General features: G+C 65.5%; 14 protein-coding genes and 1 other RNA gene. 3 read left to right on the top strand and 12 right to left on the bottom strand.

Features of this window, described 5'->3' with window-relative positions:
• Positions 1-2: 2 nt before the first annotated feature.
• From JMJ54_RS11790 to mraZ, 6 genes are read right to left on the bottom strand one after another with little or no spacing between them, the layout of a single operon-like run.
• A complete protein-coding gene (locus JMJ54_RS11790) occupies positions 3-1,367 on the bottom strand; it encodes a UDP-N-acetylmuramoyl-tripeptide--D-alanyl-D-alanine ligase (RefSeq protein ID WP_203538756.1) in 1,365 nt (454 codons plus the stop codon).
• Positions 1,364-2,860, bottom strand: coding sequence for a UDP-N-acetylmuramoyl-L-alanyl-D-glutamate--2,6-diaminopimelate ligase (locus JMJ54_RS11785; protein ID WP_203538755.1), 1,497 nt, complete (start codon positions 2,858-2,860; stop codon positions 1,364-1,366). Before JMJ54_RS11785 ends, JMJ54_RS11790 begins: the two co-directional genes overlap by 4 nt.
• The gene (locus JMJ54_RS11780; RefSeq protein ID WP_239000047.1) at positions 2,848-4,728 is read right to left on the bottom strand and encodes a peptidoglycan D,D-transpeptidase FtsI family protein; all 1,881 of its coding nucleotides are present in this window, start codon (positions 4,726-4,728) and stop codon (positions 2,848-2,850) included. Before JMJ54_RS11780 ends, JMJ54_RS11785 begins: the two co-directional genes overlap by 13 nt.
• Positions 4,729-4,731: 3 nt before the next feature.
• Positions 4,732-5,034 (bottom strand): cell division protein FtsL, encoded by a 303-nt coding sequence (gene ftsL / locus JMJ54_RS11775; protein WP_203538754.1) that lies wholly within the window; start codon positions 5,032-5,034, stop codon positions 4,732-4,734.
• Positions 5,031-5,954, bottom strand: coding sequence for a 16S rRNA (cytosine(1402)-N(4))-methyltransferase RsmH (gene rsmH, locus JMJ54_RS11770; RefSeq protein ID WP_203538753.1), 924 nt, complete (start codon positions 5,952-5,954; stop codon positions 5,031-5,033). The genes ftsL and rsmH overlap by 4 nt, the downstream gene beginning before the upstream one ends.
• Positions 5,951-6,388 (bottom strand): division/cell wall cluster transcriptional repressor MraZ, encoded by a 438-nt coding sequence (gene mraZ / locus JMJ54_RS11765; protein ID WP_203538752.1) that lies wholly within the window; start codon positions 6,386-6,388, stop codon positions 5,951-5,953. Before mraZ ends, rsmH begins: the two co-directional genes overlap by 4 nt.
• Before the next feature lie 238 nt (positions 6,389-6,626).
• Here mraZ and JMJ54_RS11760 point away from each other — a divergent pair, with 238 nt between their 5' ends.
• Both JMJ54_RS11760 and msrP read left to right on the top strand, forming a co-directional pair.
• Entirely contained in the window at positions 6,627-6,794 is a 168-nt protein-coding gene (locus JMJ54_RS11760; protein ID WP_203538751.1) for a protein MIGRI, read from the top strand.
• Positions 6,795-6,864: 70 nt separating this feature from the next.
• Positions 6,865-7,785 carry a protein-methionine-sulfoxide reductase catalytic subunit MsrP gene (gene msrP / locus JMJ54_RS11755; RefSeq protein WP_203538750.1) on the top strand — a complete coding sequence of 307 codons (921 nt, stop codon included), beginning with the start codon at positions 6,865-6,867 and terminating at the stop codon, positions 7,783-7,785.
• Between the two features lie 48 nt (positions 7,786-7,833).
• On the opposite strand, the gene JMJ54_RS11750 is transcribed toward msrP, so the two are convergent.
• From JMJ54_RS11750 to glnK, 3 genes are all read right to left on the bottom strand, one after another.
• Positions 7,834-8,355 (bottom strand): YcnI family copper-binding membrane protein, encoded by a 522-nt coding sequence (locus JMJ54_RS11750; protein ID WP_203538749.1) that lies wholly within the window; start codon positions 8,353-8,355, stop codon positions 7,834-7,836.
• 133 nt (positions 8,356-8,488) lie between these two features.
• The gene (amt, locus tag JMJ54_RS11745; protein WP_203538748.1) at positions 8,489-10,255 is read right to left on the bottom strand and encodes an ammonium transporter; all 1,767 of its coding nucleotides are present in this window, start codon (positions 10,253-10,255) and stop codon (positions 8,489-8,491) included.
• A 24-nt stretch (positions 10,256-10,279) separates the two neighbouring features.
• Positions 10,280-10,618 (bottom strand): P-II family nitrogen regulator, encoded by a 339-nt coding sequence (glnK, locus tag JMJ54_RS11740; RefSeq protein ID WP_203538747.1) that lies wholly within the window; start codon positions 10,616-10,618, stop codon positions 10,280-10,282.
• 253 nt (positions 10,619-10,871) lie between these two features.
• Between glnK and JMJ54_RS11735 the strand changes: the two genes are divergently transcribed.
• On the top strand, positions 10,872-11,132 hold the full coding sequence (locus JMJ54_RS11735; RefSeq protein WP_203538746.1) for an accessory factor UbiK family protein: 261 nt from the start codon (positions 10,872-10,874) through the stop codon (positions 11,130-11,132).
• A gap of 107 nt (positions 11,133-11,239) precedes the next feature.
• On the opposite strand, the gene rnpB is transcribed toward JMJ54_RS11735, so the two are convergent.
• The 3 genes from rnpB to pyrC all read right to left on the bottom strand — a co-directional run bounded on the left by rnpB (position 11,240) and on the right by pyrC (position 13,203).
• Positions 11,240-11,665, bottom strand: an RNA gene (gene rnpB, locus JMJ54_RS11730) — RNase P RNA component class A.
• 9 nt (positions 11,666-11,674) lie between these two features.
• Entirely contained in the window at positions 11,675-12,154 is a 480-nt protein-coding gene (locus JMJ54_RS11725) for a hypothetical protein (RefSeq protein ID WP_203538745.1), read from the bottom strand.
• Positions 12,154-13,203 carry a dihydroorotase gene (gene pyrC / locus JMJ54_RS11720; protein ID WP_203538744.1) on the bottom strand — a complete coding sequence of 350 codons (1,050 nt, stop codon included), beginning with the start codon at positions 13,201-13,203 and terminating at the stop codon, positions 12,154-12,156. Before pyrC ends, JMJ54_RS11725 begins: the two co-directional genes overlap by 1 nt.
• Between the last annotated feature and the right edge of the window lies 1 nt (position 13,204).

The following is a 13,204-nucleotide window of genomic DNA, read 5'->3' as shown; positions in this document are numbered from 1 at the left end:
GGCTAGTTGTTTCCTTGTTCGTTGACGAGCGCGTCGACGACGCGCTCCATGCGCATGAAGCGCGATCCTTTCACCAGTACCACCGCATCCGGTCCGGCCTCGGATTCCAGCGCCGCCAGCAGTGCATTCAGCGTGTCGAAGTGCCTGCTGCCGAATGCCGCAGCCGCCTCTCGCATGTGGTTGCCGAGCGTGAACAGGCGCTGCACGCCGGCCGCCTTCGCGTAGGCACCGACGTCGGCATGCCGCGCGGGTGCATCGTCGCCGACTTCGCCGATATCGCCGAGGACCAGCAGGGTCCGCTTGTGCTGCTCGGCGCCGATGCGCACCAGCACGTCGATCGCAGCCTTCATCGAGTCCGGGTTGGCGTTGTAACTGTCGTCGATCAGCAAGGCGCCGCGGGCCGCAGTTTTGCGTTCGAGCCGGCCTTTTACACCGCGATACGCGGCAAGGCCAGCGGTACAAATGACAAGCGGCACATCCAGCGCCAGCGCGGCAGCGGTGGCGGCCAGCGCGTTGCGGACGTTGTGCACGCCCGGCACGCCGAGCTCGACCGGCGCGGTACCCGCTGGCGTGACCAGCGTGAAGCGGCTGCCCAGCGCGCCAGCGACCACATCGGTCGCGCGCACGTCGGCGTCGGCACCGAGACCGAAACCGGTCTGCGGCCGGCCGGCGGCGAGCGTGCGCCACAGCGGTGCGTACGCATCGTCGGCGTTGAGTACCGCCAGACCACCGGTCGCGAGGCCGGCGAAGATCTCGCCCTTCGCACGAGCGACGCCTTCGACCGAACCGAGCGCTTCGAGATGCGCCGCACCGGCGTTGTTGACCAGCGCGACGTCGGGACGCGCCATCCGTGTCAGGTAGTCGATCTCGCCGAAGTCGCTCATGCCCATCTCGACCACCGCGTAACGGTGTTGCGAACGCAGGCTCAGCAGGGTCAGCGGCACGCCGATGTGGTTGTTCAGGTTGCCCCGGGTTGCCAGCACCGCCTCGGCACCGGCGTGGGCGGACAGGATGGACGCGGTCATTTCCTTGACGCTGGTCTTGCCGTTGCTGCCGGTGATCGCGATCAGCTTCGGCGCGATCACGCTGCGCCAGTGGCTCGCCAGTTCGCCGAGCGCCTTGAGCGTGTCGGCAACGACGATGCGGTTGCCGCCGCCGTCGGTTTCGACCAGCACCGCGGCGGCGCCCTGCGCCAGTGCCGCATCGGCAAAATCGTGGCCGTCGAAACGCTCGCCGCGCAGTGCAACGAACAGGTCACCGTCGCGGATGTCGCGGCTGTCGGTGGTGACACGCACGAACGCCACCGTCGCGTCGCCACGAAGGGCGCCACCGACGGCCAGCGCTGCGTCGTGCAACGTCAGCATCATGATGTTTTCCTCGCAAGGGCGGCGACCGCCTGTTCGACATCGTCGAAATGGCCGCGCACACCCTGGATTTCCTGGTAGGTCTCGTGTCCCTTGCCGGCGATCAGCACGACGTCACCGCGACCGGCGAAATCGATGGTTGCGGCAATCGCGCGGGCACGGTCCGATTCGATCGAGTAGTTCGCCAGTCCGCTGCCGTCGACGCCTTCCACACCGGCGACGATGTCGTCGATGATCCGCTGCGGGCGTTCGGAGCGCGGGTTGTCGCTGGTGATGACCGTCGAATCGGCCAGCCGGCAGGCAATCTCGCCCATCTGCGGCCGCTTGCCGCGATCGCGGTCGCCACCGCAACCGAAAACGCAAAAGAGTCGGCTTTTCGCCGGCATCGCCTCACGCAAGGTCGTCAGCGCCTTGTCGAGCGCATCGGGCGTATGCGCGTAATCGACGACAACCAGCGGCTGAGCGCCGCCGCCGAGTCTCTGCATCCGGCCCGGCGCCGATTCGATGGCTTCAAGCGCAGCCACTGCATCGGCCAGCGCCATGTCGGCGGCCAGCAGCACGCCAAGGCAGGCGAGCAGGTTGTAGGCGTTGAAACGCCCGATCAGCGACGAACGGATTGTTGCCTCGCCGGCCGGCGTGACGACATCGAGCACGAGGCCGTCCAGCGTTGCCGCCAGCCGGGTCGCGCGGATATCGCCGGCATCGATGCCGTAGCTCAGTACGCGCGGCGCGGTCGTTGTCGTCAGCAGTGTCCGGCCGAACGCGTCGTCGGCATTGATCACCGCCGCCTTCAGCCCCTGCCAGGCAAACAGCTTGGCCTTTTCGGCACCGTAGGCGTCGAGCGTGCCGTGGTAATCGAGATGATCGCGCGTCAGGTTGGTGAACACGGCGATGTCGAATGCAACGCCGTGCGCGCGTGCCTGCGCGAGCCCGTGCGAGCTGACTTCCATGGCGACATGGCCGGCACCGGCGTCGCGGAACCGCGCCAGCCAGTGTTGCAGCGCGACCGGGTCGAGTGTCGTGTGCGTCGAGTCTTCCAGCGCCGGAAACACGCCGTTGCCCAGCGTGCCGAGCACGCCGGTCTTGTGGCCAAGTCGGGTGAACGCCTGGCCGAGCCAGTTGGCGATCGACGTCTTGCCATTGGTGCCGGTGATGCCGACGACGGTCTGCGCCACGCTCGGATCGCCGAGCAGGTGGCCGGCGACGATGCCGGCCTGCGCCCGCAGCTGGTCTACGCCCAGATTCGGAACGGCCCACTCGGGCTGCCAGACGAATGTGGCGGACCCGGCGTCGCCGGTCTCCCACAACACCGCGCCGGCACCGGCGTCGATCGCAGCCTGAACGTACTGGCGACCGTCGGCGTACTCGCCCTGGAAGGCCAGAAACACGTCACCCGGCCTGATCTGGCGGCTGTCGGCCACAACGCGGCGCCCCGAGGCAATCGCATCAATTGCGGCAAAATCGAGCGCGGCCAGCGGCCAGCTTACGGGACCCATGCTTCGTCCTCCTTGGTGTCCTGAGGACTCGGCAGCAGGATGTTGTTGGTCGGCGCATCCGGCGGAATGCCGAGCAGGCGCAGCGTGCCCGCGACGACGCTAGAGAAAACCGGCGCAGCCACCGCACCGCCGTAGATGCTCTTCTTGATGTCCGGCTCGTCGATCATCACCGCGACGATCAGGCGCGGATTCGACACCGGCGCGAGACCGACAAAAGAGCCGACGTATTTCTTGTCGGCGTAGTTGCCGCCGCTCTGCTTGCGCGCCGTACCGGTCTTGCCGGCGACGCGGTAGCCGACGACCTGGGCGCGCGTGGCGGTGCCGCCAGGCTGGGTCACCTTTTCCATGTAGCCGCGTATCGTCAGCGCCAGCTCGGGCGAGATCACCTGCTTGCCCGGCATCGGCGCATTCTGCTTGATCAGGCTGACCGGATGCTCGATCCCGCTGGTGGCGAAGATCTGGTAGGCCTTGGCCATCTGCATCAGGCTCACCGACAGGCCGTAACCGTAACCCATGGTGCCCTGCTCGATCGGGTACCAGGTCTTGAACGGCCGCAGCTTGCCGGCCGATTCGCCCGGGAAGCCCAGACCGGGCCGCTGGCCGATGCCGACGGCGTTGAGCATGTTCCACTGCGTTTCACGCGGCATCGTCAGCGCCACCTTGAGCGCGCCGATATTGCTCGAATGGACGAGGATGCCTTCGGCATTGAGCACGCCGTAGTTATGGGTGTCCTTGATGGTGAAGCCACCCATCGACAGTGCGCCCGGCGAGGTATTGAACGTCGTCTTGGCGTTGATGGTGCCGGCCTGCATGGCCGCAGCGACGGTGAGCGGCTTCAGCGTCGAACCCGGTTCGTACAGGTCGGTGATCGCGCGGTTGCGCTTCTTCGCCGGGTCGATCCGCTCACGGCTGTTCGGGTTGTACGACGGCGAGTTCGCCAGCGCGAGGATTTCGCCGGTGCGCGCATCGAGCACGACGATGCTGCCGCCGGCGGCGTCGAAGTCGCTGACGGCCTTGTTGATCTCGCGGTAGGCCAGATACTGGATGCGCCGGTCGATCGACAGCGCCAGCGTCTCGCCATCCTTCGGCGGCACGATGGTCGAGATGTCCTCGACGATGTAGCCACGCCGGTCGCGAATGACCGTGCGGCTGCCGGTCTGGCCCGACAACACCTTGTCGCGCGCGAGTTCCAGCCCTTCCTGGCCACGACCGTCGATGTTCGTGTAGCCGATGATCTGCGCCATGATTTCGCCGGCCGGATAGTAGCGGCGGTATTCGGCCTGCGCGTAAACGCCGGGAATGTTCAGCGCCATCACGTTCTTGGCATCCTGCGGATTCATCTGCCGGCGCAGCCAGATGAAATCGGTACGGCTGGGCTTGCCGTCCTTGTCCTTGATCGTCTCGCCCTTGTGGGTGCGGCGCGTTTCGGACAGTTTCTTCACCACGTCGGCGACCGGCATGCCCAGCGCGCGCGCCAGCTTGCCGACTTCGTCCTGCGACAGTGGGACCGGATCCTTGTCGCTTTCAGGCTCCCAGTCGGCGGGACGGACCTGTCCGGCGGGCAGCAACTCGATGCTGCGCGGACTGGCCCAGATCGACTGCACCGGGGTCGAGATTGCCAGCGGTTCGCCGTTGCGGTCGGTGATCATGCCGCGGTTGGCTTCCAGCCGCAGCGTACGCGCATAGCGCGCCTCGCCCTGGCCTTGCAGGAACTCCTCGTTGAAGACCTGCAGCCACAGACCGCGGCCGAGCAGGATCGCGAACAGGCCCATCAGCCCGGCGACGACGAACCACACCCGCCAGCGCTCGAGCTTGAGCTGCTGGCTGTAGCGCTTGCGTGCCTGCGTCGGCGGAATCATCCGGTTCATGACTCAGTCCGCCGGCGACTGTTTGGGCCGCGCGATGACCTGCCCGTGCGGCAGGATGACCTGGGTGCGGTTGGCCGCCGGCAGCTGCATGCTCAGCTTGGCCGTCGCTTCGGACTCGATGCGCGAATGCATCGCCCAGGTACTCTGCTCGAGTTGCAGCTGACCCCACTCGACGTCAAGCTTGCGCGTGACCTGGTCTTCCTTCTGCAGCTCGCCATAGAGCTTGCGGGCATTGAACTGGCTGGTCACGACCGACAGTGCGCAGACGATCAGCACGATGAGCAGAAACAGATTGAGGCGGGTCATGGCGCCGCCTTTTCCGCCACCCGCAGGATCGCGCTTCTGGCACGCGGATTCCCGGCCACCTCGTCGGCGCTGGCCCGTACGGGCTTGCCGACGATGCGCAGCGGTGCCGGCGGAATGTCGGCCGCCCGAATCGGCAAGCGGTCGGGCAGGTCGTGCTTGCTCTGATCCTGCATGAAGCGCTTGACGATGCGGTCTTCGAGGGAATGGAAGGCGATCACCGAAAAACGGCCGCCAACGCTCAGCCTCGCCAGCGCCTGCGGCAGGATCAGCGCGAGTTCTTCAAGCTCGCGATTGACGAAAATCCGAACAGCTTGGAAGGTACGCGTCGCCGGGTCCTGGCCCGGCTCACGGGTACGGACTGCGCGCGCCACGAGCGCGGCAAGTTCGCCGGTTGTGGACAATGGCCGCTCGCTGCGACCTGCAACAATCGCTGCTGCAACCTGTTTAGCAAACCGCTCTTCGCCATAATCTCTGATGACCTCCGCAATGTCTTTTTCATCCGCGCTGTTGAGCCAGTCGGCGGCGGTGATGCCGCGCGTAGTGTCCATGCGCATGTCCAGGGGGGCGTCGAAGCGGAAGCTGAAGCCGCGACTGCCGTCGTCCAGTTGGGGCGAGCTGACGCCCAGATCGAGCAGCACGCCGTCGATCACCGGTACGTTCAGCGCGTCGAGCGACGCGCCGAGCGAAGCAAAACCGTCGTGCACGATGGTGAAGCGGGGATCGGTGATCGTCTGCGCTTCGGCAATCGCGTGCAGATCCTTGTCGAACGCGATCAACCGGCCGTTCGGACCAAGCCTGGACAGGATCAGGCGCGAATGGCCGCCACGGCCAAACGTACCGTCGACATAGATACCGTCTGCACGGAGGTTCAGTCCGTCGACCGCTTCGTCCAGCAGGACGGTTTTATGGATAAAGCTCACAGCACAATGCCTTGCATTTGGGTTTCAAGATCGGCCGGTGACAGATCAAAGACCGATTGGTTTTTTGCCGACCACTGGCCGTCATCCCAAATTTCGAATTTGTTGCCAATACCGACGAAGGCGATTTCCTTTTCCAGCCCGGCGATTTGCCGCAATCGCGGCGCAATCAGGATGCGGCCGGCGTTGTCCATGTCCATTTCTTCGGCATGGCCCACCACCAGGCGGCGGATTTGCGCTTGCGCGCCGGAAAGCTGGTTGAGCGCGTCGCGCACGGGTTCCCAGTCGGATTGCGGGTAGAGCAGCAGACAGCGGTCCGGACTGACGGTCAACACCAGGCGGCCCGCGCTACGCGCGAGCAGCAGCTCGCGATGCCTGGCCGGAATCGCCAGACGCCCCTTGCTGTCGAGGTTGAGTGTTGCCACGCCGCTGAACATGAGCCCTGTCTCGTTGTGAGGAAAATTCCACTTTCACCCACTTTTTCCCACTTTCGCCCACTATAGCAGCAATTAAAAACCCGCCACAAGGGCGGGTTTTGGCTTTCCCGTTTTGATACAATCACTTAGCTTCAATTCATGCGGTCAGGATTTATCCACGGAAAGCCGCGAAGAATGAAACAGATATCGTGGACAACTTAAAGTGCCACTTTAACTATTTGTCCCCGCCTGTCAGCGCATGCCCGATAAACCGTTCCGACTGCTCCTGCTTGTCTTCGTCGTACTCCTGCTATGGCGGATGCTGTCGCCGGCACGCCGGGCCGAAGCACACCGCAGCGTCCGGATCGCCGCACGTGTCCTCCTCGCCAGCGCCGCCATCGCACTGGCCGTGCACTTTTTCCGCTAAACCGGTTCCAACAGCTGTCAGATCCGCGCGCCCGGCGCGACAACAGCAGATCATGGCCATGGAGACCGACATGTCGCACTCCCCTTCCCGCATCCTCCCGTCGGACATCACCGCCGAATCGCTCTACCTCGACCGGCGACGGTTCCTGCTGGCGACCGGCGGCCTGATCGCCGCGACGATGCTCCCCGATGCCGAGGCGGCGGCACTGGCGACCCGGCCCAGCCGGTTCAGCACCGGCGAGGAAAAGAACAGCTGGGAGCAGATCACCAGCTACAACAACTTCTACGAATTCGGTACCGACAAGGGTGATCCGGCACAGAACGCCGGCAGCCTGAAAACCCGGCCGTGGAGCGTGCGGGTCGAAGGCGAGTGCGAAGCGCCGAAAACCTTCGACATCGACACGCTGATGAAACTGGCCCCGCTCGAGGAGCGCGTCTACCGGCTGCGCTGTGTCGAAGGCTGGTCGATGGTGATTCCGTGGGTCGGCTATTCGCTGTCCGAGCTGCTCAAGCAGGTGAAGCCGACATCCAAGGCCAAATACGTCGAATTCGTCTCCCTCGCCGACCCGAAGCAGATGCCCGGCGTGCGCCGGCCGGTACTCGACTGGCCGTACACCGAAGGCCTGCGCATCGACGAAGCGATGCACCCGCTGGCGCTGCTGTGCGTCGGCCTCTACGGCAAGCCTTTGCCGAACCAGGACGGCGCACCGGTGCGGCTGGTCGTGCCGTGGAAGTACGGCTTCAAGAGCGCCAAATCGCTGGTGAAGATCGTGCTGCGCGAAACCCAGCCGGCGACCGCATGGAACAAGGCGGCACCGAACGAGTACGGCTTCTACTCGAACGTGAATCCGGAAGTCGACCACCCGCGCTGGAGCCAGGCGAACGAGCGGCGCATCGGCGAGCTGCTGCGACGCAAGACGCTGATGTTCAACGGCTACGGCAACGAGGTCGCCGGGCTGTACAAGGGCATGGACCTGAAAAAGTACTTCTGACACGACAACGGCGCCTGCCGGCGCCGTTGTCGTGTTGAACCGGTCTCATCAGTGATGATGGTGGCCGGCACCTGCCGGCGGGGCCAGTTCGAGTACCGGCGCCGGGTGCGCCGGTGCGGCACCGTCGTCGCCCGCCACGTCGGTCCATTCGATCTTCTGCTTGCCGCACTGCTGCACGACCTCGAAGTACAGCTTGCCCGCCTCGGCCGGCAACTTGAGCTGCATGACGAATTCGTCGAACTGCGCATCGGGCAGACTGCCGGACCAGCGGATTTCGCTCACGCCCTCGGTAACCGTCTTGCCGTGCGACTCGTATGGCTGCTTGAGCTTGCTGCTGCGGATATCGAGCTTCCAGCCCGGCTTCGGCATCGGCTTGGCCGACAGCACGCCGTCGGGAATGCGTACGGTCACCGCCGTCGTCGCAGCGCCCTCGCAACCATGGCCGACCTGGAACACCGCCTTGTAGTAGGTATCGGCCGGCGCATATTTCTGCTGCAGCACGATGTGCGCCTGCGCACTCCCGGCAAGCAGGGCAAGGGCAATGGCGAGGGATTTGCCGGCAAACATCATCTGAGCTCCTTCAGTCGAGGCTGCGAGTCTATCCGCGAACCGACCTGCTTGCCGGTCATCGGCGGCAAACGTCGAAAAAAAGCCCGCCGTGAAGGCGGGCTTTGCAAGCGGCGCAGTGCGCCGGGCACGTGGATCAGTGGTTGTAGGCTTTTTCACCGTGGCTGGTGACATCGAGGCCTTCGCGCTCTTCGTCTTCGCGCACGCGCAGACCGATCACCAGATCAACCAGCTTGTAGGCGACGACCGAAACGATGCCCGACCACAGGATGGTGATGCCGACGCCGATCGCCTGGATTTTCACCTGCGCGCCGATGTCGTAGCCGGTGGCAACCTTGTTGGCGACGTAGTCCCAGACACCGGTGCCGCCGAGGTCCGGCGAGGCGAACACGCCGGTCAGGATCGCGCCGAGGATACCGCACACGCCGTGGACGCCGAACACGTCAAGCGAGTCGTCGGCACCGAGCAGGCGCTTCAGGCCATGCACGCCCCACAGGCCGGCGATACCGGCGATCAGGCCCATGACCAGGCCGCCGCCGACGCCGACGAAACCGGCCGCCGGAGTGATCACGACCAGACCGGCCACCGCACCCGACGCAGCGCCGAGCAGCGACGGCTTGCCCTTGAGCAGCCATTCGGCGAACAGCCATGCCAGTACGGCGGCAGCGGTTGCAGCCCAGGTGTTGACGAAGGCCAGCGCAGCGGTGCCGTTGGCTTCGAGCGCCGAGCCGGCGTTGAAACCGAACCAGCCGAACCACAGCAGCGAGGCGCCGATCATCGTCATCGTCAGGCTGTGCGGCGCCATCGCTTCGCGACCGAAGCCGACGCGCTTGCCGACCATGAAGGCACCGACCAGACCGGCGACGGCAGCGTTGATGTGCACGACGGTACCGCCGGCGAAGTCGAGGTCCCCCTTCTGGAACAGGAAGCCCGCAGTCGCGTTGGCAGCGTCGGCGGCGGCCTGCGTGGTGTACGCATCCGGGCCGGCCCAGTACCAGACCATGTGGGCCATCGGCAGGTAGGCGAAGGTGAACCAGATCACCATGAACACGAGGATGGCCGAGAACCGGGCGCGTTCGGCAAACGAACCGACGATCAGGCCGCACGTGATGCACGCGAACGCGCCCTGGAACACGACGTAGATCAGTTCGGAGATGCCGACACCCTTGCTGAACGTTGCGGCAATCGAATCCGGCGTCACGCCCTTGAGGAAGAGCTTGGACAGCCCGCCGAAGAAGGCATTGCCCTCGGTGAACGCCACCGAGTAGCCGTAGACCACCCACAACACCGCGATCAGCGCGAAGATCACGAACACCTGCACCAGCACCGACAGCATGTTCTTGCTGCGCACCAGGCCGCCGTAGAAGAGCGCCAGACCCGGGATCGACATCAGGATCACCATGCTCGCGGCAACGATCAGCCAGGCGTTGTCACCCTTGTTGACGGTGACTGCCGGTGCGGCGGCGGGTGCAGCAGCAGCGGCTTCGCTGGCGACCGCAGCGACCGGCGCAGCAACGGCAACGCTGATCTCGACGCGGCGCGCTTCGTTCGCATCGCCGCCACCGGTCGTCACCGCCGGTTTTTCGAGGCTGATCTGCGCTTCGGCGAGGCCGCCCTTGACCAGCAGCTCCTTGACCGCCAGCGCACGCTGCTTGGCCAGCTCGGCGTTGGCCGCGGCATCGCCGCTTGCATCGTGGAAGCCGGCAATGCTCAGCACCACCTTGCCGTCGGCCTTGGCGAAGTCGACCAGCGGCTGCGCCGCAGTCGCCGCATCGGCCGGCAGATCGGCCTTGCCGGTCTCGAAGTACAGCTTGGCCGCGACAGGCGCGTCGGCCGCGAGCGCCGCACCGGCGAGCATCAGCCCGCACAGCAGCGCAACGAATCGTGCTAACCAGGTTTTCATGCTTCTCTCCTTCCCGTGCTTTTTTTAGATGGCCGCTTCGCCGGTTTCGCCGGTGCGGATGCGCACGACGTGTTCCAGATCGAAGACGAAAACCTTGCCGTCACCGATCTTGCCGGTGTTGGCTGCCTTCTCGATCGCTTCCAGCGTCGCGTCGAGCTGGTCGTCGGCAATCGCGACCTCGAGCTTCACCTTGGGCAGGAAGTCGACGATGTACTCGGCGCCGCGGTAGAGCTCGGTGTGGCCCTTCTGGCGGCCGAAGCCCTTCACTTCGATAACCGTGAGCCCCTGCACGCCAATGGCGGACAGCGCCTCGCGCACTTCATCGAGCTTGAACGGCTTGATGACGGCAGTAACGAATTTCATGGGTGACTCCTTGGAAACAGGACGATGACGTAGGAGGTCTAGCAGAAAGCGTGCCAATCACCGGAGAACACGATGGGCGGGGCGGATGGCCGCAACGGCCGTTGCGCACGCACCGACACGGCGCAGCAAAAACGGCCTGCACCATGCCGGCGCACCGCCTCGGTGCCGACTCCGGACGCAACTTCGCCGCCGCGTTGCGGTCTATCGTTCTGCTAGACTTCGAGCCTGCCCAAGCCCATACGGAGAGAAAGCCATGCTGAAAGAAAAATTCTTCGACGAGATCTCCAGCAAGATCTCCGAAGCCATCGCCGCCAGCCCGGCCAAGGATGTCGAGAAGAACGTGCGCGCGATGATGTCGAGCGCCTTCACCCGCATGGATCTCGTCACCCGCGAGGAATTCGAGATCCAGCAGGACGTGCTGGCCCGGACGCGCGAGAAGCTCACCGAACTCGAAGCACGCGTGAATGCGCTGGAAGCAAAGCTGCTGACCGGCAACCCGCAGGACGCCCTCTGAGGCACGGCCGGTCAGATCGTACGGGGGCGTGGCGCCCGCACCGCCGGACGACGGACGACGGACGTAAAAAAGCCGAGGTTTTCACCTCGGCTTTTTTGTCGCGATCAGTGCGAAGCCGGCCTGTAAGCCGGGTTCTGTACGCGCGGCGAACCGCACGCGACCGCCATTCCTCTAGGCACAGCGTTACCACTGCACTCCAGCAACCTACCCGCAGACTCGACGGGCCGTCTCAACGCCTGCTGCTTGGTCTTGCTCCGGATGGGGTTTACCCTGCCGGCGACTGTTACCAGCGCCACGGTGCGCTCTTACCGACCCCTTGCGGGGCTTCCCCGACGGGAACACCTTTTCACCCTTGCCTGTACGCGATCGAGGCCGCTTCAATCGGCCCGTCAGCTCACGCCATCGGCGGTTCAGCTCTCTGTTGCACTTTCCGTCGCCTCACGGCGCCCGGCCGTTAGCCGGCATCCTGCCCTGCGGAGCCCGGACTTTCCTCCCCCCCGATTGCTCGGGGCGGCGACGATCCGGCCGGCTTCGCGGGACCATTATCCCGCGTCCAGCACCTCGCCGGCAAATGGCAATCCGCTCGCCTCGGCCAAGGCCTTCGCCAGACCGAGCTGGCGCTCGCGTCCGCGACGGGTCGCGCGGCGGTGCATGAAGGCAAAACGGCGGCCGCCGTCGCCCTCGACCAGCACCCACAAGGTATCCGGACCGACGACATTCGGATCGGTTTCAAGCACGACCTGCCGGTAGGCCGAAACCGGCTCGCTGCGCGTGTACACCGGGAGTACGCCGAGCAGCATGGTGCGGCGGACGAAGTCGCTGCCGGTAAAGCGCCGCTCGCTCGGCAGCGCCCAGAACACCGCCGCCAGCGCCAGCATCGTGTACCAGAACAGGCCGAAGAAGGCGCGCTCGAAATGATCGGGCGCAATCAGCGGCTGGCCCCACCACGCCGCGAGCACCAGCACGGCCCCGGCGATCCACCAGCCCGGACGGGTGGCGTCGCGGGCAACGAAGGCCGCCATCAGCCGGCCTGCCCGTCGCGCAGCTTCCAGCCCAGCGTTTCGCCCGCGCGCAGCGGCACGACCGCGTGCTCGCCGAACGGGTAGCTCGCCGGCACGGTCCAGTCTTCCCTGACCAGCGTGACGGTGCCGCTGTTGCGCGGCAGCCTGTAGAAGTCCGGGCCATTGAAGCTGGCAAACGCTTCCAGTTGATCCAGCTTGCCGACCGATTCGAACGCTTCGGCGTAGAAGCCCAGTGCAGCATGCGCCGAGTAGATCCCGGCACAGCCACAGGCCGTTTCCTTGGTGTGCTGTGCGTGCGGCGCGCTGTCGGTGCCGAGGAAGAACTTGGTGCTGCCCGAGGTCACCGCGGCCAGCAGCGCCTTGCGGTGCTCTTCGCGCTTCAGCACCGGCAGGCAGTAGTGGTGCGGCCGGATGCCGCCCTGGAACAGCGCGTTGCGGTTCATCAGCAGGTGCTGCGGCGTCACCGTCGCGCCGACATTGTCGCCGGCGGCCAGGACGAACTCGGCGGCCTGGCGGGTGGTGATGTGCTCGAACACCACGCGCAGGTCCGGCAGGCGCTGCAGCAGCGGCGTCATCACGCGGTCGATGAAGGCCGCCTCGCGGTCGAACACGTCGACGGCCGAATCGGTCACTTCGCCGTGGACAAGGAAAGGCAGGCCGACTTCGGCCATTTTTTCCAGCGCCGGCATCACGCCGTCGAGCGCCGATACGCCGGCTTCGGAATTGGTCGTCGCGCCGGCCGGGTAGAACTTCACCGCGTGGACGAAGCCGGAATCCTTGGCCTTGACGACTTCCTCGGGCGTCAGCGTACCGGTCAGGTACAGCGTCATCAGCGGCGTGAAGTCGCTGCCGGCCGGCCGCGCCGCGAGAATGCGATCGCGGTAGGCGGCGGCCAGTTCGACGGTGCTCACCGGCGGCTTGAGGTTGGGCATGACGATGGCGCGGGCGAACTCGCGCGCCGTATGCGCCAGCACCGATGCCATCAGGTCGCCGTCGCGCAGGTGGAGGTGCCAGTCGTCAGGACGGGTGATCGTGAGTTGAGTCGTCATT

This window comes from Jeongeupia naejangsanensis, from assembly GCF_016865585.1.
Lineage (GTDB): Bacteria > Pseudomonadota > Gammaproteobacteria > Burkholderiales > Chitinibacteraceae > Jeongeupia > Jeongeupia naejangsanensis.
This window is presented reverse-complemented; position numbering and strand designations above follow the sequence as displayed.